We start from the raw sequence: 23,790 nt of genomic DNA, 5'->3' as shown, positions 1-23,790 counted from the left end.
AGTTGAGCGGGCATATCGTAATATCGCAAAAAATAGTTATCGTGTTGACCTATGAGTATCGACGTAAGCGAAGCGCTGAAGGCGCTAGACAACCCAACCCGCCTGAACATCCTCTGTTGGCTGAAGGATCCGCGTCATCATTTCCCCGAGCAGGAGGTGGATCCTGAGCAGGTCGGTGTCTGCGTGAGCATCATCCAGGATCGGGTAGGCCTGTCGCAGTCGACCGTCTCGCTGTATCTCGCTGCCTTGCAGCGGGCGCAACTGGTGACCTCACAACGCATCGGTCCCTGGACTTATTACAAACGCCATGAGCAGAACATCGCGGCGTTCCAGGTGGCCTTGAAAGCGCTGATTTGATGCCTGCTCGCAGGCGTTTTTTCAGCCCTTAAAAATCTATATTTTGAAATATGTAGGATAGAAGATGTTAACTCCGAATTCCATTCCCTATCAGCAACAACCTGGCTTTCAGCAGAGGGCCGGCCGGGATTGCAGCTTTTTTCGCAAAAAACGAACTAACCAATTGATTTATTTGGTAAATTCGACTTTATAATTCATCGGGGCTACCTCGCGTTCAAGGTCCAGCATATATTCACCGAATCGGTTGATGTGCCCTTTCCGATATGGCGCTAAGCCGCGAAGCACCTCCTCCGTTAGCACATATCCCTTTGCCTGTATTGTCTTGAGGAGCCGCGTCATCTCATGGACATTGTGCAGGATGACCATGTTCGCAACGAGCTGGTTGTACTTGATAACCTTGCGCTGTTCGTGCCGAACGTTTTCGGCAATGATGCCTTCGCCCCCAAAAAACAACCATTTGATGAAGCCGTTGAATTCCTCGCTCTTGTTGGTTGCTGCATGGATGGTACGACGCAGTTCCGCGTCGTTAATGTACTTGAGCAGGAACATGGTCCGATGTACTCTACCGAGCTCGCGGAACGCGTAGTAGAGCTTGTTCTTGCGGCTAGCCGTCCCTAGGCGGCGCAGGATCGTCGAAGGCGCAATCTTGCCCGCTTTGATGGAAATGACGACGCGCAGCATGTCTTTCATATGGCGCGCGATCAGTTCCCAGTCGATCGATCCACGGAACAGGCTGCCAATATTGTCATACTGGTCGGCCTTGTCCGCCTTGAAGAACACCAGATCTTTGATATTGCGGATGCGCGGCATCAGGTCGATACCCAGCAGCGAAGCCAGGCCAAAGACAGGCGTGCTTTGGGCCTGGGTATCGCCGTGCAGCGTATCTGGCTGGATGTCCGACTGGTTGTTGATTAGCCCATCGAGGATGTAAACCGCCTCATAGACGCCGCATGGAATAAAGTGACTGAACAACGCGATGTACTTGTCGGACACATGGTAGTAGCCAATGCCGCCGTATCCACCGTAGCGGATATGGTATTCGGAAAGCAGGTTAGCCTCGTAAATGTTCCATTTGGTACCGTCGGCCGACGCGCTCTTTCCTGATCCCCAGTAACGTGGCAATGCGAAGCGGTTGTATGCATTGATCACCTTGACGATCGCCTTGTCCAGGCGCTGCTCGGTGACATGCTTGAGATTGAGCCAGGCCACCTGCTTGCGGCTCAGGCCCTTGATCGAGCGTGCGGTCTGCGTGGCGCCCAAGTTACAACCATAGCAAAACAACGTAGTGATAAAGCGCTTGCGCGGAGCGTCTACTTTGGCCTCGAAACCGGACAACGGACCGAAGATTTTATGCAAGTCCAACCATTTTTCAGTCTCGGTCAATACATCAAGGATGCTCACCGGATCCATTTCATTGGTGACCATCTGCTCGATGGCGTCAAGTTCGGGTGGCGGCTTCGGGCGCTCCATGCGACGAATCACAATGCCGCTCTCGTCGATATCGGCAAGGCTATTTTGTGGGAATCGGCTGTCAACGTCGCGCGCTAGACTGCCGAGTTTGTCGCGCAACTGCGCGACAAACGCCGGAGCTTCCACCGACAGCCCTGCCAGTTCACCATAGGATTTCACTTCACGTTCGTATTGCTCCCAGTCCACCAGGTGGTTGCGATAATCATCGTAGTCGCCGCTATGCTCGACGTACAGATCGCCCGACTTGAGTTCATCCATGACTTGCGTCATCACGGCAAGTTCGAAATACTTGCGATGCACGTTCGCTGGGGCATCGGCTGCGACTCGGCCAAAAACCAGCTTGCGCCACTTATCGGACATCCAGTCCAGTGCCAATTCAGGTAGCGCACCTTCTGCCGCTGGCAGTTGTTCCTTGTGGCTGGAGCGATGCTTTTGGATGATGGCGATCGCCGCCAGCAGGCTCTGATCCTGTGAGCTCGATTCCAGACTGAGCGCTTCGAGGCACTTGAAGAGCAGGCTGCGCTTGCCAACATACCCGACCAGCATGAACGGATAATAGTTATTGCCAGCATACGCCATGTGCTCGTCGCATTCAGTGATCCATGCCCCCAGATCCCCGTCGAGGGATTGCTCGACCCTAGCGACGCGCTCCTCGTCGCTGCCCTCGTCGCTCAGGACGGTCAGCACTTCGCGGAACTGTCCGATCAAACGCTCAATCTGTTCGGCGTGCTGCAGGTGATATTGCCGCAACCGTTCCTCGGCACCGTTATGCAAGCTGCGGATGGTCTTGATGAAGATTTCGGCGATATCGTCCATTGCCTTTTGCAACTGGCTTTGAATCAGCAGCACGATGAGGGTGTGGCGCTTGAGTGGCTTGATCCGCCGCATTTCCGCCACATCCAGGGCACGCGCCTCCAAAACGAGTTGTTCACGCTTGGTTGCGGCGATGGCCTCGGTATTGGGCAGATCCTGCGCCAGCGCGATCATGGTGTCAATGTGGGCCAGGAAATCCGTCACCGCACGCACATTGGGCTGCTTCGGCTCGCGTTTGAGGCTATCCCATATGCGCAGGTTCTCACCCGCAGTGAGCATGTGTTCAAAACGCTCGACCACGCAAGTTGGCAATCCGCCAGCCACCGCCTTATAGATGCCGTCATTGACGCTGGTACGGGAATGGCGAGCCAGCCTGAACAAGTAGGTGAATCCAGGCAGTTCCAGGCGACGCTGGACCAACTCTTCAATCAGGACATTGATAATGTCGGGTAGCTCCTGCTTGGTATGGGCAGCCTGCAGGGCCTGATCTTCCAGCCAGTATTCATCGGACGAGTCCATCACCCGGATCCCCACGTACCCGCGCAGACGGCGCTGGTGTGTTGTCTTGCTACCGGATTGATCGTATTGCGCCAGCGCTCGTTTTGCCGGAACGCGCAGACCGCTATGTTCGCAGATATGCCGCACCACGATAGACGGGATGCTCGACAAAGGGACGAAATAACCGAGCCTTTGCAACAGCATAAGTTGGATCAGCAAAAAAGTACGATGCGATGCTTGGCGATACAGCGTGAAGATATGGTCAATTTGTGCGCGCGAAGGCGTGTAGATCGCCCCGAGCTCCTGCTCAGTGAACTCTTGTTTCAGGCGTGGATAAGCCGTTTCATGGATATTCGTCATTGAAATCAATCGACACCGGTCCAGCGAAGGAATTGCTGGAAATGGTGCATCGATTGCAAGTTTTTTGTCAAGCAATTAAACGTAAAGCATTCCAATCCGGCGACATATGTCTTTGATTGACCTTCCCATTATGGTAATGCGTATAGTGATGATATCTGTCATTCGATCCGTACTTGCTCACGGTCAAGTGACAGCATAGCAATAGCTTGACAGTTGGTTTGATACAACCTAGGCTACGAATATCATCCGTTTAGATAGTTTATGAAGACCTCCCGCACAGTGCGATTGTTCACGGCTCTTGTCGCGATACTTAGCATGCTGTTCATGCAGCATGCGGTCGCTTCATACCTATGCCCCGGCGTACCGATGGGAGTCGGTAGTTCCGTTACATCCGCAGGTGTTGGGGTGTCTGCGATGCCCGCGATGACAGACTGCGCCGGCATGGACACTGACCAGTCGACGTTGTGTCAAATTTATGCTGTGGGGGATGCGTCCAGGCAGTCGCTGGACAAGACGCCTGTCGCCGACCACCCATCTTTCGTACCTGTTGTCCTGCTTCTGACGTTAGCTATTTATGACACTCCCGTAGTGTATACAGCCAAACCTCCTTTGCTCATTACCTTGGCGAGGCCAACGGCACCGCCTATCGCTATCCGCCATTGCTGTTTCCGTATTTAACACTCCAGACTGCCTAGATCGCCATCGCCTTGTCGGGTTCGACAAGGCGATGCCTCCCATCGCATTCTGGAGCTGCCATGTCAATCCCGTACACCGTGCATACAAATGCACGCGTCGTCCGCCTTCACCCATTCATGAAGACGGCGTTAACTCTCGCCCTTACTGTTCCGCTGCTTGCCTTCGTTCATGATGCGCGCGCGGCCCCCCAGCCAGTCACCTTCACCGAGGCGCTGCAGCAGGCTGTCGCCCGCTCGCGCCAACTTCATGCGCAGGACCAGGCAACTGTCGCCGCACACGAAATGGCGGTAGCAGTGGCGCAGCGCCCCGATCCCACTCTCAAGGTCGGCATCGATAATGTGCCCTTAAGTGGCACCGATCGCTTTAGTTTGAGCGGGGATTTCATGACGATGCGGCGCATCGGCATTTCGCAGGAACTGACACGCGCCGATAAATTGCGCTGGCGTTCCGCACGTCTTGAGCGCGAAGCCGACAAGGCGCAGGCGCAAAAAGATGTCGCACTCGCCGCGATTCAGCGCGACACGGCGATCTCCTGGCTCAACGTCTACTACATTCGGAAAATGTCAGTAGTTCTGACAGAACAAGTGGTCTTTTCCCGCCAGGAAATTGACGCCGCTACGGCCGCCTATCGGGGCGGGCGTGGCAGCCAGGCCGACGTGCTGGCTGCGCGTTCTGCCTTGTTAACCCTTGAGGACCGAGCCAGTCAGGTCGAACGCGACCTCAATACGGCAAAAAACATGCTGGTGCGTTGGACTGGCAGCAGCGGCGAACTTGCCGATTCCAGCATGCCCGACTTGGGCACCATCCCTCTGGACCCGGTGTTGCTCGACACTGAACTGGCGCACCGCCCGCAGATCATGGTGTTGAATCGGCAGGAAGAAGTCGCCCAGGCCGACGTCAATCTGGCGCAAGCGAATCGGCATCCGGACTGGAGTATCGAGTTCGCATTCCAGCAGCGCGGCGCGGCCTACTCGAACATGGTCTCCGTTGGCCTATCCCTGCCATTACAGTGGGATCGCAAAAACCGGCAGGACCGCGAACTAGGCTCCAAACTCGCCTTGGTCGAACAAGCGAGGAGCGAACGCGACGAACTGCTGCGAGAAGATGCCGCCAACATCCGTGCCTTGCTCATCGAATGGAGGAGTGGCCAAGAACGTAGCGAGCGCTACGCGCTCCAGCTATTGCCCCTTGCCGACAAGCGAAGCCAAGCGGTCCTGGCCTCTTATCGTGGCGGAAAAGCCTCTTTGGCTGAGGTGCTCGCTGCCAGGCGTAACAGTGCGGACATGCACGTTCAGTTGCTGCAGTTGCAGATGAATACAGCCCAGTTCTGGGCACAGCTTCGCTTCCTCTTTCCCGACATCGCAATCACGCAGATTTCCGCAGTACATCGCCAGCAGGAATTCAAATGAACAATAAGAAATTACGCGTCCTGGTACTTGCGGGATCCCTTGCAGCGGTCGCTTATGCCGGTTACCAGTTTGGTTTACGACAAGCACATCAGACAGTATCTACAGGTGACGTCAAGGCGGTATCCGGCAACGCAGCAGGCGCCGCGAGTGCTGCCAACAAGAAACCATTATATTGGCATGACCCCATGGTGCCGGGCCAGAAGTTTGACAAACCCGGTAAGTCACCGTTCATGGATATGCCGCTGGTGCCCGTCTATGCTGCGGGGGATGGTGAGGACAGTAATGTTACGATTAGCCCGCGGGTCCAGCAAAACCTGGGAGTGCGCACAGCGCTCGTCACATCAGGAAGGATGTCCGCCGGCTTGGTTGCCGTCGGTAACGTTGCCTATAACGAGCGCGACGTGGCACTGGTGCAGGCGCGTAGCGGTGGATTTGTAGAGCGCTTGTATGCGCGTGCCCTGCTCGATCCGGTGGAAAAGGGGCAACCCTTGGCTGACTTGTATGTCCCTGACTGGATCGCGGCACAAGAAGACTATCTGGCAAGCCGTCGTATGCAAGGCAATGAAACAGCATCCCTGGTCGACGCTGCCCGCCAGCGCATGCGGCTAGTTGGTATGAGTGAGGGGCAAATCCGGCTAGTCGAGTCAAGTGGAAAGGTCCATCCTCGCTTGACGGTTTCAGCACCCATCAGCGGTGTGATCGCAGAGCTTGGCGCCCGCGAAGGAATGACCGTCTCCGCTGGTGCGCCGCTGTTTCGCATCAATGGACTTGCGACAGTATGGGTCAACGCGGAGGTTCCCGAAAGCGTGGCGGCCAAGGTTCGCCCTGGTGACGCCGTCGAAGCGCAGGTACAGGCGCTACCCGGAACTATTTTCAAGGGCAAGGTGGGTGCCATTTTGCCGGAAGTTAATGCCGCGACGCGAACCCTGAAAGCCCGTGTGGAGCTGGCTAACCCCGGCGCTCAGTTGTTGCCCGGTATGTTTGCTACTCTGACCTTCGCGTCAAACAGTGGCACCGATGTTTTGCAGGTGCCGTCGGAGGCAGTCATCCAGACGGGTACGCGCAGCGTTGTCATGCTTGCCCAGGAGGGCGGCAAGTTTATGCCCGTCGATGTGGAGGTCGGCAGCGAAGGCAGTGGTCTCACCGAAATTCGCAAGGGCCTATCCGCTGGTCAGAAAGTGGTCGTCTCGGCGCAGTTCTTGATCGATTCCGAGGCCAGCCTGAAGGGAACGACGACACGCATGAGCGATACGCAGTCCCCTGACGCAGACAAGGCACTTCCGCGCCACCATGGGGTAGGCAAGGTCGAACAGATCGGCAAGGATGAAATCACCATTTCGCATGGCCCTATCACGTCGCTGCAGTGGGGGGCGATGACGATGGGTTTCAAAGTGTCTTCCACGGGCTTGCAGCGCAATATTGGCATAGGTGACCGAGTCGCCTTCGACATCCAGCAAGGCGAGGATGGCAGCTTTGAGATCGTGGCCATTGCGCCGACCTCCGGTGCGCCGAAACCCGAAAATAAACCCATGGGTGGCATGAAAGCACCCGCGGGAGTGGCGAAATGATCACAAAACTGATCCGCTGGTCTATCAGCAACCGTTTTCTGGTCTTGTTGGCGACTGTATTCATTACGGTCTGGGGCATTTGGTCGCTGGCGCGCACGCCGCTCGATGCCATTCCCGACCTGTCGGACGTGCAGGTTATTATCCGCACCAGCTATCCGGGGCAAGCGCCGCAAATCGTCGAGAACCAGGTCACGTATCCACTGACCACCACCATGCTGTCGGTGCCGGGTGCCAAGACGGTGCGCGGATACTCGTTTTTCGGTGACTCCTTCGTCTACATTCTGTTTGAAGACGGTACCGATCCGTACTGGGCGCGTTCACGGGTGTTGGAATATCTGAACCAGGTGCAGTCACGCCTGCCACCGCAGGCAAAAACCGCGCTCGGACCAGATGCGACCGGCGTCGGCTGGGTCTATGAATATGCGCTGGTCGACCGTAGCGGCAAGACCGATTTGTCGCAATTGCGCGCCTTGCAGGACTGGTTTCTCAAGTATGAGTTGAAAGCGGTGCCCAACGTCTCGGAAGTGGCCAGCATTGGCGGCATGGTGCGTCAGTACCAGATCGTGCTCGATCCAGACAAGATGCGCGCCTTTAACATCCCACATGGCAAAATTATCGATGCCGTGCAGAAAGCCAACCAGGAAACGGGCGGTTCCGTGCTGGAATTGGGCGAGGCCGAATACATGGTACGGGCCTCTGGTTATCTGAAGTCGCTTGACGACTTCCGCAAGATTCCGTTGATGACGACTGACGCTGGCGTATCGGTCCGGCTGGGCGATGTCGCGCGCATCCAGATCGGGCCAGAGATGCGGCGCGGGATTGCCGATTTGAATGGTGAGGGCGAAGTTGCTGGCGGCGTGATCATCATGCGTTCCGGGAAAAATGCGCTGGAAACCATCGATGCCGTCAAGGTCAAGCTGGAAAAGCTAAAAGCGAGCCTTCCGCCCGGCGTCGAGATCATCCCCACCTACGACCGATCGAACCTGATCAAGCGCGCTGTGACCAACCTGAAAGAAAAGCTGATCGAGGAATTCATTGTCGTCGCTGTGGTCTGTGCGCTGTTCCTGTTTCACTTGCGCTCGGCGCTGGTGGCCATCATCACGCTGCCGATCGGCATCCTGATCGCCTTTATCGTCATGTACTACCAGGGAGTCAACGCCAATATCATGTCGCTGGGCGGTATCGCCATTGCTGTAGGCGCGATGGTCGATGCCGCCGTGGTGATGATCGAGAATGCCCATAAGCATATTGAAGCCTGGAATCATGCCCATCCAGGTAAACAGCTAAAGGGTCATGAGCATTGGCGCGTCATTGGCGACGCTGCTGTTGAGGTTGGACCAGCACTGTTCTTTTCGCTTTTGATCATCGTTCTCTCGTTTATTCCCGTGTTCACTCTGGAAGCGCAAGAGGGCCGTCTGTTTTCGCCGCTGGCCTTTACCAAGACGTATGCGATGGCGGCGGCGGCTGGACTGGCGGTGACGCTGATTCCCATTTTAATGGGCTATCTGATCCGCGGCCGGATTCCCGATGAGCAAAAGAATCCCCTCAATCGTTTCCTGGTCGCGCTATACCGCCCCTTGCTCGATGTCGTACTGCGTTTTCCAAAGCTGACTTTGCTGGCGGCAGCACTGGTAGCAGCCATCACGATCTGGCCCATGACCCGGCTCGGCGGCGAATTCATGCCGCCATTGGATGAAGGCGATGTGCTGTACATGCCGTCGGCGTTGCCCGGTCTGTCGGCCGGCAAGGTCGCGCAGTTGTTGCAGCAGACTGACCGGCTGATTAAAACGGTACCAGAGGTACAAAGCGTCTTCGGCAAGGCCGGTCGAGCCGAGAGCGCCACTGATCCGGCGCCGCTGGAAATGTTCGAAACCATGATCCAGTTCAAGCCGCGCGATCAGTGGCGCCCTGGCATGACGCCGGAAAAATTGATACAGGAACTGGACCGCACCGTCAAGGTGCCTGGGCTGTCCAACATCTGGGTGCCGCCGATCCGCAACCGGATTGACATGCTGGCCACCGGCATAAAAAGCCCGGTCGGCGTCAAGGTCGCAGGCGTTAGCTTGCAGGAAATTGACCGCATCACTGGTGAGATAGAACGCGCAGTCAAGAAGGTGCCGGGTGTCTCCTCAGCGCTGGCCGAGCGCCTGAACGGCGGACGGTACATCGACGTCAACATCGATCGCGACGCGGCCGCCCGCTATGGCTTGAATATAGCAGACGTGCAAAGCGTGGTGTCGGCGGCGATCGGCGGCGACAATATCGGTGAAACTGTTGAAGGATTGCAGCGTTTCCCGATTAATGTGCGCTATCCACGCGAGGTGCGCGACTCAATTGAGAAACTGCGCCAGCTACCGGTGCTGACAGAGCGGGGGGCGCAAATCCGGCTGGGTGATGTCGCCGCGATCCGCATCGACGACGGCCCACCGATGCTCAAGAGTGAAAATGCCCGGCTGTCAGGCTGGGTGTATGTCGATATTCGCGATCGCGACTTGAGTTCGACTGTGTATGACATGAAGCAAGTCGTCGCCAGGGAAGTCAAATTGCCGGCGGGTTACTCCATTGCATGGTCGGGGCAGTTCGAATATCTAGAGCGTGCCACTGAAAAACTCAAAATCGTCGTGCCAGCGACCTTGCTTATTATCTTCGTGCTGCTTTATTTGACCTTCAAGCGCTTCGATGAAGCGGCCTTGATCATGGCAACGCTGCCGTTTGCGCTGGCCGGCGGCATTTGGCTACTGTGGTTGCTCGACTATCACCTGTCAGTCGCCGGCGGCGTCGGCTTCATCGCGTTGGCTGGCGTCTCGGCCGAATTCGGCGTAATCATGCTGCTTTATTTAAAGCATGCCTGGGATGAACGTCTGGCGAATGGTAACGCTAGTGAAACCGATCTGCTCGATGCAATTCGTGAAGGGGCGGTCTTGCGCGTGAGGCCCAAGGCAATGACGGTGGCGGTCATTATCGCCGGCCTGGTGCCGATTATGCTGGGCACCGGCACCGGGTCGGAGGTCATGCAGCGCATCGCCGCGCCGATGGTTGGCGGCATGATTACCGCGCCGTTGTTGTCCATGTTTGTGGTCCCTGCGGTTTATCTGCTGCTTCGTCGGCGTCAGATCCGTGCCGCCGGCTCGGCAGCAGCAGAGGAGAATTAGCCGTCATGAGACCGTTCGGCACCTACCGCTCGGCTAAGCACCTCGTGTATTTCGTGAGGTGTGCGGTGGTGTTGTTCGGTTTTATCTGGTGCAGCCATATACCGGCGTTTCCACTGCAAAACGACATGCCTGCATCTGCGGCGATTGCGCAGCCGATGGCCATGCCAAGCTGCCAGACATGCGCCTTCTGCTATATGGGACCACCTTTTGCCGACCATAACGCAGGCGGCGACTATCCGGATCTCGGTGCTACCACTGCTACGATGCGTTTTGTTTCGCAAACGGATAGAAGTGATTTTTTTTCTGATATGTCAGACGTTCCCGCAGTTGCGCTGCGGCTTTTGTATTGTCGATGGTTGAATTAGCCACTTGACCATGGGGATGACGATGCATACATCAAATTAGTTTATCGAGGAGTCTATCATGAAAAAATTACTACTTACGCTGCTCTGTATCAGCACTCTTAGCACTGCATTTCCCGCCTTCGCTGGCCCGGACTGGCAACTGATTGAGCAAGGGCGCAAGGCCAAGCAGGCGCAAATGATGCGAGCGGCCAATAAAGCCCCGCAAGCTGGAATGGAACATCAGATGGAGCCAAAAAAGGATCATCAAATGGATCCGAAAATGTATGAAAAAATGGATCAAATGATGAAGGACTGTCAGGAAATGATGAAGAAAAAGTAACGCGGTTTTGAGTGCTGGATGCGATCGCTGCTGGTGGCATATGCGGCCAGCAGCGATCGTATCCATTCAGGTGCTTACCCGATCACGCCATGACTTAATCTTTCCGTTGCCTGCGGTAGTTGCATTAAGTCGCTACTGTCAGTATTTCCAAGAAGAGATTACTAATATGGTGTATTTTTCAAAAGGTCATCTAGTTCCTTGAAGCGTCCCTTGACACGATCAACGCTGTATTCATACATGAGGGAATTGTGAGCAAATTGGGCCCGTTCAACATCCATATCAACGGTGTTTCCATCAATGCTACCTTGGGCTGGAATACGAAATTGCAGGGAAACGTCATCTTTTGACTTTCCTGTTTTTAAGGCCTTCTCAATGTCAATATCTACCGCCACATATCCAGGCGTATCGGCATTCGCGATATTGGATGCGAGAAGTTCTTGACGGTACGCCCGCAGTCCGAGCGCACGTTCATTGATACTCACCTGCTGCCAAATCTTAGCAGCGGTCAAATTCAATGGAAGGTCAAACTGTGTGTGTTGAATAGTTGCCACTGGAGGCAAGGCCATTGCCACTATTGGCGTCGATCCTAGTGCATTAGCTAATGTGGCAGAAAACATTTGCCCTGCCGTCTTGCCTTCCGCGCTGGTGCTACCCTTAACTGTGAGCCCGATAGATGCCTGGATCGATTCAATTTTATTCATGGATTCCTCCCTCATTGACATTCGATTTCTGACGTTTCAGAGAGCTGGTCGGATAGAGTAACTAACTAACCTGTTCGCTTTAAGGATCAAACACGTCTCAATCGTGATGGGAACTAGCTCTAGTCGCGATAGAGCTGATTTCATTCGCAGTGCGCTCGTCGTCCAAACTATAAACAGGTGCAAAACCACCTCCAGGGGTGCGAAAGTTGGTGGTTTGCCCCTGATACATCCTGGCCGCGGTCCACTGCACCTTTCCGTCATAAACATAGACTCGAAGGTCGAATTTCAGCGAGCTAGGATTATCGGTGGAACCGATCGAGCGCTCACCGGGTATGACGAGGGCCTGAGCGACGTAGTCACCAGCCAGAATGTCCTGCCATACCCGTTTGGTGATCTTTTCACCACGGTACGTGGCTCGCCCCCCGTAACCTGCAACAGGTTTAAAAAACAACTTTCGGCGCTCCGTCCACAAGCGGTCCGCATCGGAGGCCGTCACAATCTGCGTTCGCGGTATGCTCTTGAGCAGAATATCTTGCACGGCGGGGGCTACGCCAAGCGCTACGAGCTCTTTCTTATCCGATAGCAGAACCAGATTTGCCTTATTTGCATAGAGGGTATGCGCTTGGGGGTGCGGCGTTAGCACGATTGCGCTTTCTAGATACGCCGAACGCAATGGGAGACACTGGGGCGACTCAAGCATGAAATCGGTCAGCCGGTTATAGACCAAGTCGATAGCAAGATCCCCATGACGTAAAACGCCATCACGATAGGTAAGGTCCGATGGTGAGGCAATAACGGCCTCTATGCCGTGGCGTTCGAACAAGCGTCGAAAAAGAACAAACTCGGGATAGAGATACTGCTGCTCTGGATGATCGTCAACTATCGCGACTGTCCGAAGTGGCTGTGAACGTTGAGAGAGCGCCCATTCCGACTCAAACATGTTGAAGATGGTATCTTCAAGGGTCGCACCGCTATCAATGGCTCGTGTCAATTCACTATCGCTGAGACAGCACGATCTATGGGCTTTTGCCATCGCGGCGTTGAGCATCGCTCCACCGGCATTTGTGTTGATTTCGATGAGCGCCAAGGTATCGTCGTGGATGTGGAAGTCATAGCCAAAAAATACTCCTTTTGCATCATCAGGATTATGCTTGGCAATGTCAGGAGCATCAGTCAGAACGCGCGCACGATACGATGGCAGCGATATTACGGATTCAATCGCTGCAATAACGTCCGCAATACGTTTGCTTTGGCGATACGAGACAAAAATAGGCCGCGCAGAAAATAGATAGGGACACCGCTCCTCGATCAACTCGTGCAATCCGTCCATGCCCGGTTCGCTAGAAAGCGCTATTTTCAATGCGGAGCTATCCAAACTGGTGCAGAAACAGTCTCTATTGAGGCGTGCAGCCGGAAGAAAATTCAATTCTTCGTTGCTAAGCAAGCAGCCATTATTCGATGCAGCTTTCACTATCGCAGGTATATTCATGTTTGCTTCCACAAGAATGTCGCTCGGTGCCACAGTCAGCGGTTAAGGCCGACCGGTACCGCGCAACCGGAGTGCATTGGTAATGACAGACACGGAACTCAGGCTCATCGCTAACGCGGCGATCATCGGCGATAGCAGTTGGCCAGTAAATGGATACAGCACACCGGCAGCCAGGGGAATGCCCAAGGCATTGTAGACAAACGCGAAGCCCAGGTTCTGCCACATATTTCGAACAGTATCGACCGAGATTCGACGGGCAAGGGCAATCCCACGCAGATCTCCTTTTACTAAAGCGACGTGAGCGCTATTGATAGCCACGTCTGTTCCTGTACCCATGGCAATACCAACATTGGCCTTCGCCAGTGCGGGGGCATCATTGATTCCATCGCCGGCCATTGCGACCACCTTGCCTTGCTTTTGCAGTTTTTCTACCAAGGCCAACTTGTCCTGTGGTTTCACCTCGCCGTAGAACTCCGTGATGCCCAGCCTTTCGGCTACGGACTTCGCAGTGGTGACGCCATCGCCAGTGGCCATGATTACGGTCAGCCCTTCAGCGCGCAAGCCTTCTATGGCCTCATGCGTCGTTGCCTTGATGGGATCCGACACCGCAATCAGTCCAGCCAAAACGCCGTCAGAGGATAGATACATGACGCTAGCACCTTCTGTCCGCAGGCGTTCAGCGACCTCAGCAAGCGGCCTCCAATCGACTTTGTCAGCATCCATCAGCGCGGTGTTGCCCAGTGCGATGTGCACCCCGCCAAGCGTGCCGCGCACGCCAATACCGCTGGCAGACTCAAAACTGTCAGGTTTGGTTAGCACCAGTGCTCGCCTGTTCGCTTCGTAGACGATCGCGTGCGCTAACGGATGTTCGCTGCCCTGGTCTATGCTCGCCGCCATTTGCAGGACGTCTTCGTCCTTGAAACCGGGCGCTGCGACCACGCTGTTAAAGGAAGGCTTACCTTCAGTGAGGGTCCCCGTCTTGTCGACAATCAGTGTGTCGACCTTCTTGAGGTCTTCTATCGCTGCGGCATCCCGAAAGAGCACACCTTGGGTGGCCGCGCGGCCTGTGGCGGCCATAATGGACATCGGCGTGGCTAACCCCAATGCACATGGGCAAGCAATGATCAGTACTGCAACGGCGTTAACAAAACCAAAGACCCAGCTCGGTTCAGGGCCATACATTCCCCATAACACGAACGTCAGTAGCGCTATTGCCACGACAACGACCACGAAATAGCCTGCAACACTATCGGCGAGTCGTTGCATAGGCGCGCGGGAGCGCTGCGCCTGCGCGACCATTTGTACGATTTGAGACAACATCGTGTCGCTGCCGATTTTTTCGGCACGCATAATCAGGCTCCCGCTGGTATTGATCGTTGCGCCAATCAACGTGTCTCCTGCACGCTTTGTCACAGGTAAGGGCTCGCCAGTCAGCATTGACTCATCGAGCGAGCTCTCGCCATCGAGCACTACGCCATCAACTGGTACCTTCTCACCGGGTCGGACACGGAGTTTGTCGCCGACGTGGACGTGCGTGAGCGGGATGTCATCCTCGGAGCCATCGTCCTGAATGCGTCGAGCCGTCTTTGGAGCGAGGCCAAGTAAGGATTTGATTGCGGCGGAAGTTTGGGAGCGTGCGCGCAGCTCAAGTATCTGTCCAAGAAGCGTGAGCGAAACAATGACTGCCGCTGCTTCAAAATATACGCCTATGCGGCCATGTGCAGCAAAGGTAAGCGGGAAGAGGCCCGGTGCGATTGTGGCGACGACACTATAGCCATAAGCAGCCATTACGCCAAAGCCAATCAAAGTCCACATATTCGGGCTCATGCGTGCCAGCGATTGCGCCCAGCGTCTGAAAAATGGCCAGCCGGCCCACAGTACGACAGGTGTACTTAATGCGAATTCAATCCAGTTTTGGCCTGGCAGCCCCATAGAAAGGAACACATGCCCAAACATCGCCAGTAAGAACACCACTAAGGTAAGAGGCAGCGTCCACCAGAAACGATGGCGAAAATCGACTAGCTCCGGGTTTTCCGCCTCATCTAGCGTCGGCATTTCAGGTTCGAGCGACATGCCGCAAATAGGGCAAGTTCCCGGTGCTGGCTGGCGAATCTCGGGGTGCATCGGGCAGGTGTAGACTGCTCCCTCCTGGGGGGCATGCGCAGGGTTGGGTGCCGCATTCGCTTTATCGATAAAGGAATCTGGCGCTGCGTTGAACTTTGTCATGCACTTTCCGCTACAGAAGTGGTAGACCATACTTTTGTAGGTGATTTCTTTTTCGGGATTTGCGCCAACGTGCATACCGCATACCGGGTCAATGAATGGTTTTTCGTCTACTGCCAGCCGCGCATCGTCGGGTTCAGTTTTACTGTGGCTGTCGTGATGATGCTCGTGTGCATGATGCTCGGCGTCAGTTCTACTCATGAATCACTCCTTGGCCAGATTCGCCTGTTTCGTTGGCTGTGGTGGAACCAGCTATTGCGGCAACGGCGGGAATTGAACATTCCCGCCGAATGAAGTCATCTATTTGGCAGAAACCACTACCTGCCCCTTCATGCCCGCCTCAAAGTGGCCGGGTTGTAAGCACGCAAATTCCACTTTGCCGGCTTTGTCGAACTGCCAGACAATGGTTCCCGATTTCCCAGGCGTCAGGGTCACCTGATTGGGTTCCGCATGCTCCATCTCCGGAAACTTTGCCATTTGTTGGGCATGTTCTTTCAACTCGCTCTCAGAACCAATGACCATCTCATGCTTGATCTTGCCGGAATTGTTGACGACAAAGCGAATAGTCTCGCCCCGTTTCACGGCGATAGACGCTGGGTTAAAACGCATGGTGTCGTTCATATCGACAGTGACGGTACGCGTCGCTTTTTTCGGGTCACCCGCCTTGCCCACAAGAGATGCGCTCTGCTCATTTGCGCCATGCTGGTGGCCACTATGTGCTGCTGGGTTGCTATCCGGTACCGCAGCAATGCTGAAAGTGCTCAAACTGGCCAGTAACATTACTGCAATTGCATTTAAGGTCATCTTTTTCATATCGTACTCCCTTGTAGAAAACCGTCGCGACATTACATCGCGGTAGGTGGTTGTTGAGTGGTAAGAATTGCCGCCGCAAACAGTGCACCGAGCAGTAGCAAGGTCTCTACTTGTAAAACGACTCTCACCAGAGTGACGCCGCGGGAGGAGCGGGAGGCGGCAGGCAATCCAAGAAATTTGTTGTAGCCGCCCAAGGCGACGGCAAGAAGGACCATTGCAACTTTGACCAGTAAGGTGATGCCATAGGTGGTATGAACAAGATGCTCTGAGCTCCCCACTCGGTGCCATGCGCTGTAAATTCCAGTAGCAACAATGGCAACTACTGCAAGCATTGCTGCCTGGGACATCAATTCTAGGTATTGATCGGTGGTACCCGTATCAAATTTCCTTATCCGCGACTTATGTAGAACAAACCAGCCGGAAACCATCACTGCACCAGTCCATAGGCCGATGGCAAAATAATGGATCGCTTCAACCGCTAGCGGAATGGTCCAGAAGCCTTCCTCGCCCGCATGCCCCATGGACGCCCGTGTTGCAGAAAAAATAGCCAAAAGCAGAACGACAGCAATATCGCTGCTGCGGCCGACTCCGCCTACAAATCGAACAATAAAGAGAACAAGCATCGTCACAACAATGGCGCAGCCTGCATGTCCGTAGTCAGTTGTCGACACCATCATCCAAAACATCGGGCACGCTTCGCGTAGCCCTACACCTCCCATGACCGCCGTCGCGCTCAATAGTGCCGATGCACTACCAACCATGCTGATTGCCGCTGCCATCAAGTCAAGTTTGCGCAGCGCTGGTTCGAAATGATCATGATCGACACCGCTAGAACGCATCCAGTAGCGTGCAAACCATGATCCAACGAGCCAGGCAAAGCCGAGGTTCAGCAGCAAAGCTGAACTGACTTGCAACAGCGAGACTGCATCCATTTATTTCACCGTGAACTTAAAGTCGCCTTTGCGACGGTGTCCATCGTGCCCTGCAACTGCCCAGCTCACGGTATAGGCGCCAGCATTCAATGTCGGTACTTCCAAGCGTAAGATGGCCGGATTTGCTGCATCAACCTTTGCCTTGTCTGCAGCAACGGCTTTGCCTTCGTCATCGCTCAGAGTGATTGAGCTAAAGGCTTCTTCCACCTTCTCGTTGAAGGTCAGCGCAATCTCCTTTGGTGCAACTGCCAGGGAGGCACCTGCCTCGGGATTGGAGCTCTTCAAGCTCGCATGTGCCAAGGCAAATGGGGTAGCCAGCGTTGCCGCCACAATGGATGTGGCAAGAATCATTTTCCGCAGTGTCTTCATGTTCAACTCTCTTTGTTAAATTTACTTTACTGCTTCGATGGAAGTGACCGTCAATGCACCGCCAACTTTTTCCACCACGAAACGTACTTTGTCGCCTTGTTTGACCTTGTCAAGCATCGACGGCTCTTTGACCTTGAACATCATAGTCATCCCAGGCATGCCCAAGTTCTTCAGCTCGCCATGTTTGATGGTCAGCTTGCCGGCGTCCTTATCCACTTTCTTGATTTCCCCTTCGCTCATCGCGTCTTGCGTCGCGGAGGCGCTCTGCTGCTGTGCGAGCGCCACGGAGGTCGTTGCCACGGATGACAGGCCAATCAAGGTTGCCAATACAACTTTGTGCAGGTTTTTCATGATGTTTCCTTTCAGTTAAAAAAAATTAGTGACCGCTATGTCCGGTCGGTTTACGAACAGTAACTTCAATATTGGGTTTGTTCATCGTCGGCATCGACTGCCCCCCAGCGTTAGTTGCACGTTCTGGCTCAGGAAGGTTACCCGTCCACTCGTATGCCACGGTTCCGGCCGGATGCTTGTACCAGCCAGGATCGGAGTAGTCGCCGCGCTTCTGGTCCTTGCGCACCTTCAAGACGGTAAACATTCCCCCCATCTCAACCCCACCGAACGGTCCTTCACCCGTCATCATCGGTAAAGTATTATCTGGTAGCGGCATTTCCATGCCTCCCATGGAGCCGCCCTTGTCGCCCATCACCATATATTCAGGGACGATTTTGTTAATTTTTTCAGCAACCCCGCGATGGTTGACGCCAATCATTGTCGGTACCGAATGGCCCATTGCATTCATGGTATGGTGGGATTTATGGCAGTGAAGTGCCCAGTCACCCAGATCAGTAGCGACGAACTCGATGGCGCGCATTTGCCCAACTGCGACATCGGTGGTGACTTCAGGCCAGCGCGACGCCGGTGGTGTCCAGCCGCCATCCGTACCAGTGACGAAAAACTCATGGCCATGTATATGAATAGGGTGATTCGTCATCGTCAGGTTACCGACACGGATGCGTACCTTGTCACCTTGGCGCACAGGCAATGAATCAATGCCGGGGAAGACGCGGCTATTGAATGTCCACAGGTTGAAGTCCAGCATGGTGTTGATCTTCGGCGTATAGCTTCCCGGCTCCACGTCATACGCGTTGAGCAGGAAAACGAAATCACGGTCCACAGCATGGAGCGATGGATCCTTTGGATGGGTCACCCAGAAGCCCATCATCCCCATCGCCATCTGGGCCATCTCGTCGGCGTGGGGATGATACATAAATGTACCTGGCCGTTTGGCCTCGAATTCGTAGACGAAAGTCTTTCCCGGAGCGATACCCGGTTGATTGAGGCCCGTTACGCCATCCATACCGTTCGGCAAGCGCTGGCCATGCCAATGAACACTGGTGTGCTCAGGTAGCTTGTTGGTCACGAAAATACGCACCCGGTCACCTTCGACCACTTCAATTGTCGGGCCTGGGGATTGCCCGTTATAGCCCCAAAGGTTGGCTTTCATCCCTGGTGCAAGTTCACGCACCACGGGTTCGGCAACGAGATGGAATTCTTTTACGCCGTTATTCATCCGCCATGGCAATGACCAGCCATTCAGGGTCACGACCGGATTGTAGGGCCGGCCAGTGGGTGGCACCGGAGGGATGTGCGTCTTGGCATTGTCCATCAACATGGCCTCAGGCAATGACGCGGCACCGGCCTTGCTAACGGCAGCGGCGCTTACCGCTACAGCACCTGCACCTCTGAAAAAATCTCTACGTGAAATCATGGCATGGCCCTTGTATCGTTCGTATTTCCGCTGTTGATGGCGGATTGAAGTTTGGTTTCTGCAATCCAAAAGTCGCGCTGGGTTTCGATGGCGGCATTTACGCTCACCAGTTGCTCGCGCGAATCTGCCAGTAATTCGAATACGCTGGCAAGCATCCCGTTGTAGCGAAGCAGAACCTCGTCGGATATTTTTTTCCGCAGCGGCACAACATCGTCACGATAATGACGGGCGATGTCATAGCTAGTGCGGTATGCGGAGTACGCCTCCCGAACTTCCGAGCGCGCCCGCACGGCAGTGTCGGTGGTGCGATGAACGGACTGCATGTAGAGCGCCTCGGCCCGCGCGACCTTGGCGCCACCCCAATCGAAAATTGGTAATTCAAGGGAAATCTGGTAGCCGCTCTCGCGTGGCAAACCTGTCGTACTCTTATTGGTGTAGCCGGCATCAAAAACGTTGATGAAGCCAGTTGCCTTTGTCAAGCCAAGTGCCGCGGCCGTTGCCTCGGTATCGCGGCGGGCCGACAGCATATCGAGACGTTGCGACATTGCCTGTGCTTCCGCATTGTTCGTTTCCTGCGGCTTTTCCGGCAGTGGAGGCAATCTGTCAGGCAGGACGAAATTTTGCTGCTCTCCCCACAGGCCCAGGAGGCGAATGAGCTGTTCGCGCGTGGCTGTTGCTTCATGCCTGGTCCTCGCTAATTGTGTCAACGCATCTTGGTAAAACGCACGCTCACGGGCCTGATCAAGTGTGCTCCAGTTTCCAACCTTGGTCATGCTGTCGGCGAGTTGCGATGATGCCTCGGCGGCGCCACGCACTTGCTCCGCGAAAGCGGCCGATTGGGCCGCCGCAACGGCCATAAAATATGCCCGACGGGTTTCTGCCGCCAACTGCACAGCCTGAGCAGCTGTTAGCAACTTGGCTTGCTCAAAGCGTCCTTGCTCAACGCGGCGACGCGTGGGCAACGTCAGCAGGCCCGCAATATCAAACATCACACTGCGATCGATTTCCGCATCGCCACCACCACTGACGCGGCCGAAACTAAAACTTGGATTGCGCATCCGTCCAGCTTGTACAAACTCAGCCTCCGAGACGCCCAATTCAGCGAAGGAGATCTTCAGCGCTGCATTATTGAGCAGCGCAATCTGAACCGCAGATTCAGGCGTCAGTGGCGCGGACAGCAGTGATTGCACCTGTGAAGTGGACTGTTGGCTATCTTTCAGCGTCTCTTTCGTGAAGGGCTTGACCTGTCCAATCCTCTCTTGCGTTAGCCGAGAGACATCATTTAATCCACCATCCGGTGAAAAGCTGGCGCAACCTGCAAGAAATATGACACCGAATACAGTAGCTACCCGATTGGGTGTTGGCAACGATAGTCGCTTCATGTCATTTGCCTTTCATGTTCATTTGATGGCCTTTGTGCGGATCGTTCGCCGAAGACGGCTTGGGTTCTTCCTGGCTTTTTGCACCGGGTACCATTTCCATCGACATGTCCCCCAGATCGCCATGCTGAGAGTCCCCTGTCACTTCTTTATTTGCCTGAATCCAGGCCTTATCTGGAGATATCGGGGGCTCCCCAATCGGCTTAGCATCCGCAAAAGCAGAAACATATTTCAACGGCGGCACAATGGCCTTAGCATCCGTCACTGTCGCCGTGGTGCTCGCGGGTTGAGTGGATTGTGCATAGACAACCGGCGAGAAGCTAACCGTTGCCAGAAGCAATAAGTGGAAGCGTTGCATGATTCTCTTTCAAAATGACTGGTTACTGGGTGGATACAGCACGAGGTGAGGCGAACGCCAGTGCATGATTTCAGGAGGTGGCGGGGAAAGTGGTGTGGAGGGAGCTCAAGGGACGCGAGGAATGAGTGGCGGCTATTGTTGCCTCCAAAGGTAGAGTAAGGCGTACGCTGTCCTGCACCTATTTCGGCCCGGTTGCTTACAATGCGCGTCAGCATGAAATTCATCTGCAGTATCTTCCCTATGACGGACAACTAAGTTCCTTGCAAATTACCTGAACCACCTGAGATGAAATCGCCTTTTTACGCTACACCTTCCAACTGGCGGAAGGTCAAGCGAATTTCAGTTTTCCAGAGTATTTTCACTTCCACCTTGTCACAATCACCGCCCGCTGATTTAATTGCATCACTGCAATTCATCATATAAACAAAAACACTGGAGACCTCGTGCGCCAACTTACTTCCCTGATCGCTATTTCCGTATTCAGTCTTCCCCTATACGCCGCCACACCAACTGAAACTGTTGCTGCATTTCACGAAGCGCTCGCCAGCGGAATATCCGAGCAGGCGAGCACTTTGCTTAGCCCTGAAATTAAAATTTACGAATCTGGGCATGTTGAGCGTTCACGTGATGAATACGCTGGCCATCACCTGCCAGCCGATACCGCCTTTGCTAAGGCCACTAAAAGCAAAGTCCTAAAACAAAACGAACGTATTGATGGAAACCTGGCCGTCGTGATGCAGGAAACAGAGACCACAGGACAATTCCAGGGCAAAAATGTGCACTTATTCGGCACGGAAACAGCTTTGCTCGAAAAACAGGGCGATCAATGGGTCATCTTTCATCTGCACTGGTCGTCCCGCAAATCTCAATAACTTCATGAGCCAGCAGTACACTGGCGGGCGTACATGTAATTAGTTGGCGTAGGTCGGGTTAGGTGCCACGTACACACGTACGCCGTGGGTATTCACGCCAGACGGCGCAATTGCCGAAAAGTCAAAGCTCGAATTGGCTCGTAGCGTATCGAACTGCCAAGTGAACGTCTTACCATCCACATCAAACTTGACGACGTCGCCCTGGGCGACATTCACATACTTCGTAGTCGATGAAATCGTGATAGTGCGCGTGGCGGCCGGCGCCGGAGCAGCACTGCCAAACGCTGGATTCGAGTGCATTTCGCCTTGGTGTGCCATCGCGGCAAGCGGGCTGAGAGCGATGACAGCAAAAACGGCGACGATGTTGGCTTTGATGGATTTCATTGGAATGTCCTTATTTTTCAGGTGCGGGTGAATGAAGTTGCGGATCCGATGAAGCTATTCTACGTAGGGGACCCGCACACCCGAATGACTGAAACATTACATTTTCATTACAGAAACCTTGATAATTTGATTAAGGTAGCAGGTTCGAAGTGGAACCGCGACTTTCTTGCGGCAACATGCTAGGCGCAGCAATGGTTTATCAAGAGTAGGTCGAGTGTGAAGATAGGCATGCCGTCGTTGCGGCCGCCAAGCATTCGCTTTAAGCGCTAGCAGTACCGCCATTTGATTGAGCAGCTTATTACCTCTCGATAAGTCGTTTGTCGCCAGATACATGCGATACCAGAGTTTCCAACGTGCTGAGAGACGCACACCTCTGCCACTGAGTACGAAGATTCAGCTAATTGGTATGTCGATACGTCTGGAGAAGACCAGGACGTCAAGAGTTCCGTACCAAGGTGAATCGATAGCCGCGCATAAAAATAGGTTTACATTAATTTCATAATTCGATTATTATAGAAATATGAAATTAAAAGGAGTGCACATGGAAACTAAAAATGTCATCGCTGCGTTGGCGGCACTGGCACAGGAGTCACGCCTGGCCATCTTTCGCTTGCTTGTCCAGACCGGACCGCAAGGGATGGCGGCAACGAAGATTGCCGAACAGCTGGGCATCCCGCCATCTTCCCTGTCATTTCACTTGAAGGAACTGGTGCACGCGGACCTGATCGTGCCGCGCCAAGATGGACGCTTTGTCATCTACGCCGCGCATATCGACAGCATGAATGCCCTGATCGGCTTTTTGACCGAAAACTGCTGCGGCGGCGCGCCTTGCACTACTGCGCAAGGCGCAGCCTGTGATGCCGCATGAATCCAAACGTACAAATTGAATCGCCCCCCAACCAACGCAGTGATTAAAGGATTCGTCATGACCGACAAAGTGTACAACGTGTTGTTTCTCTGTACCGGCAACTCAGCCCGTAGCGTGATGGCCGAGGCGCTGGTCTCCACCATGGGCAAGGGCCGCTTCCGTGGCTTTTCGGCTGGCAGCCACCCGGGCGGCAGCGTCAACCCATTCGCCATCGAGCAAATTGAAGCGACCGGCTATCCGCTCGATAAACTGCGCAGCAAGAGCTGGGATGAATTCGGTACTCCAGACGCACCACACATGGACTTCATCATTACTGTGTGCGACAACGCCGCCGGCGAAGTCTGCCCATACTGGCCAGGTCATCCGCTTTCGGCGCACTGGGGATTCGAAGATCCGGCTGCAGCTACTGGCACCGACGCAGAAAAGCGCGAGGTATTCCATAAGGTGTTCCGGCAGATCATGACCCGGATGAACGTTTTCGTCAGTTTGCCGCTGCACATGCTCGAAAAAAACGCGATCCAGCACGAGATCAAGGCAATTGGACAAAGCGCCGTCTAGTAGGCGAGCGCCCCGGCATGCCTGTTGATAACGGGCATGCCTTACTTTTCACTATTTTGCGATAATTTC

At 54.5% G+C, this 23,790-nt stretch carries 21 protein-coding genes; 9 read left to right on the top strand and 12 right to left on the bottom strand.

Translation table 11 applies throughout. The features are described 5' to 3' along the window. Positions 1–51: 51 nt before the first annotated feature. Positions 52–357 (top strand): ArsR/SmtB family transcription factor, encoded by a 306-nt coding sequence (locus tag CLU90_RS28975; RefSeq protein WP_100429704.1) that lies wholly within the window; start codon positions 52–54, stop codon positions 355–357. Positions 358–525: 168 nt separating this feature from the next. Here the strand turns inward: CLU90_RS28975 and CLU90_RS28970 are convergent, their stop codons facing one another. Then, positions 526–3,498 carry a Tn3 family transposase gene (locus CLU90_RS28970; protein WP_100429703.1) on the bottom strand — a complete coding sequence of 991 codons (2,973 nt, stop codon included), beginning with the start codon at positions 3,496–3,498 and terminating at the stop codon, positions 526–528. Positions 3,499–4,253: 755 nt separating this feature from the next. Between CLU90_RS28970 and CLU90_RS28965 the strand changes: the two genes are divergently transcribed. The 5 genes from CLU90_RS28965 to CLU90_RS28950 are packed head-to-tail and all read left to right on the top strand — an operon-like array spanning position 4,254 to position 11,007. Then, positions 4,254–5,603 (top strand): TolC family protein, encoded by a 1,350-nt coding sequence (locus CLU90_RS28965; protein ID WP_232731429.1) that lies wholly within the window; start codon positions 4,254–4,256, stop codon positions 5,601–5,603. Next, positions 5,600–7,171: an efflux RND transporter periplasmic adaptor subunit gene (locus CLU90_RS28960; RefSeq protein ID WP_071080259.1), complete on the top strand. Its 1,572-nt coding sequence runs from the start codon at positions 5,600–5,602 to the stop codon at positions 7,169–7,171. Before CLU90_RS28965 ends, CLU90_RS28960 begins: the two co-directional genes overlap by 4 nt. Next, positions 7,168–10,323 carry an efflux RND transporter permease subunit gene (locus CLU90_RS28955; protein ID WP_071080257.1) on the top strand — a complete coding sequence of 1,052 codons (3,156 nt, stop codon included), beginning with the start codon at positions 7,168–7,170 and terminating at the stop codon, positions 10,321–10,323. Before CLU90_RS28960 ends, CLU90_RS28955 begins: the two co-directional genes overlap by 4 nt. A 5-nt stretch (positions 10,324–10,328) precedes the next feature. After that, positions 10,329–10,688 (top strand): hypothetical protein, encoded by a 360-nt coding sequence (locus CLU90_RS29615; RefSeq protein WP_131687601.1) that lies wholly within the window; start codon positions 10,329–10,331, stop codon positions 10,686–10,688. A gap of 58 nt (positions 10,689–10,746) precedes the next feature. Further along, positions 10,747–11,007 (top strand): hypothetical protein, encoded by a 261-nt coding sequence (locus CLU90_RS28950; protein ID WP_070289049.1) that lies wholly within the window; start codon positions 10,747–10,749, stop codon positions 11,005–11,007. Between the two features lie 161 nt (positions 11,008–11,168). On the opposite strand, the gene CLU90_RS30190 is transcribed toward CLU90_RS28950, so the two are convergent. The 10 genes from CLU90_RS30190 to CLU90_RS28900 all read right to left on the bottom strand — a co-directional run bounded on the left by CLU90_RS30190 (position 11,169) and on the right by CLU90_RS28900 (position 21,039). Continuing rightward, positions 11,169–11,708: a flagellar basal body rod protein FlgB gene (locus CLU90_RS30190; protein WP_306821361.1), complete on the bottom strand. Its 540-nt coding sequence runs from the start codon at positions 11,706–11,708 to the stop codon at positions 11,169–11,171. A gap of 97 nt (positions 11,709–11,805) precedes the next feature. Beyond that, positions 11,806–13,197: a hypothetical protein gene (locus CLU90_RS28940; RefSeq protein ID WP_232731428.1), complete on the bottom strand. Its 1,392-nt coding sequence runs from the start codon at positions 13,195–13,197 to the stop codon at positions 11,806–11,808. 42 nt (positions 13,198–13,239) lie between these two features. Then, positions 13,240–15,621, bottom strand: coding sequence for a heavy metal translocating P-type ATPase (locus CLU90_RS28935; protein WP_100429702.1), 2,382 nt, complete (start codon positions 15,619–15,621; stop codon positions 13,240–13,242). Between the two features lie 99 nt (positions 15,622–15,720). After that, positions 15,721–16,224: a cupredoxin domain-containing protein gene (locus CLU90_RS28930; RefSeq protein WP_413770987.1), complete on the bottom strand. Its 504-nt coding sequence runs from the start codon at positions 16,222–16,224 to the stop codon at positions 15,721–15,723. A gap of 41 nt (positions 16,225–16,265) precedes the next feature. Next, positions 16,266–17,165 (bottom strand): copper resistance D family protein, encoded by a 900-nt coding sequence (locus tag CLU90_RS28925; protein ID WP_070289047.1) that lies wholly within the window; start codon positions 17,163–17,165, stop codon positions 16,266–16,268. Next, positions 17,166–17,534, bottom strand: a complete 369-nt coding sequence (gene copC / locus CLU90_RS28920) for a copper homeostasis periplasmic binding protein CopC (protein WP_070289046.1) — start codon at positions 17,532–17,534, stop codon at positions 17,166–17,168. It abuts the gene before it with no gap. Between the two features lie 21 nt (positions 17,535–17,555). Continuing rightward, positions 17,556–17,885, bottom strand: a complete 330-nt coding sequence (locus CLU90_RS28915; protein ID WP_100429701.1) for a copper-binding protein — start codon at positions 17,883–17,885, stop codon at positions 17,556–17,558. A 25-nt stretch (positions 17,886–17,910) separates the two neighbouring features. Continuing rightward, a complete protein-coding gene (locus CLU90_RS28910; protein ID WP_070289043.1) occupies positions 17,911–19,302 on the bottom strand; it encodes a multicopper oxidase family protein in 1,392 nt (463 codons plus the stop codon). Continuing rightward, on the bottom strand, positions 19,299–20,684 hold the full coding sequence (locus CLU90_RS28905; RefSeq protein ID WP_100429700.1) for a TolC family protein: 1,386 nt from the start codon (positions 20,682–20,684) through the stop codon (positions 19,299–19,301). The genes CLU90_RS28910 and CLU90_RS28905 overlap by 4 nt, the downstream gene beginning before the upstream one ends. A 1-nt stretch (position 20,685) precedes the next feature. Continuing rightward, a complete protein-coding gene (locus tag CLU90_RS28900) occupies positions 20,686–21,039 on the bottom strand; it encodes a hypothetical protein (RefSeq protein ID WP_070289041.1) in 354 nt (117 codons plus the stop codon). A gap of 443 nt (positions 21,040–21,482) precedes the next feature. Here CLU90_RS28900 and CLU90_RS28895 point away from each other — a divergent pair, with 443 nt between their 5' ends. After that, positions 21,483–21,911, top strand: a complete 429-nt coding sequence (locus CLU90_RS28895) for a YybH family protein (protein ID WP_083287604.1) — start codon at positions 21,483–21,485, stop codon at positions 21,909–21,911. 39 nt (positions 21,912–21,950) lie between these two features. Here the strand turns inward: CLU90_RS28895 and CLU90_RS28890 are convergent, their stop codons facing one another. Further along, complete coding sequence (locus CLU90_RS28890; RefSeq protein ID WP_083287603.1) at positions 21,951–22,295, bottom strand: CzcE family metal-binding protein; 345 nt, start codon at positions 22,293–22,295, stop codon at positions 21,951–21,953. Between the two features lie 541 nt (positions 22,296–22,836). Between CLU90_RS28890 and CLU90_RS28885 the strand changes: the two genes are divergently transcribed. Further along, the gene (locus CLU90_RS28885; protein WP_070289040.1) at positions 22,837–23,163 is read left to right on the top strand and encodes an ArsR/SmtB family transcription factor; all 327 of its coding nucleotides are present in this window, start codon (positions 22,837–22,839) and stop codon (positions 23,161–23,163) included. Positions 23,164–23,220: 57 nt separating this feature from the next. Further along, on the top strand, positions 23,221–23,721 hold the full coding sequence (locus CLU90_RS28880) for an arsenate reductase ArsC (RefSeq protein ID WP_070289039.1): 501 nt from the start codon (positions 23,221–23,223) through the stop codon (positions 23,719–23,721). Positions 23,722–23,790: the final 69 nt, after the last annotated feature.

The sequence above is a fragment of the Janthinobacterium sp. 67 genome, from assembly GCF_002797895.1.
Classification (GTDB): domain Bacteria; phylum Pseudomonadota; class Gammaproteobacteria; order Burkholderiales; family Burkholderiaceae_D; genus Janthinobacterium.
This window is presented reverse-complemented; position numbering and strand designations above follow the sequence as displayed.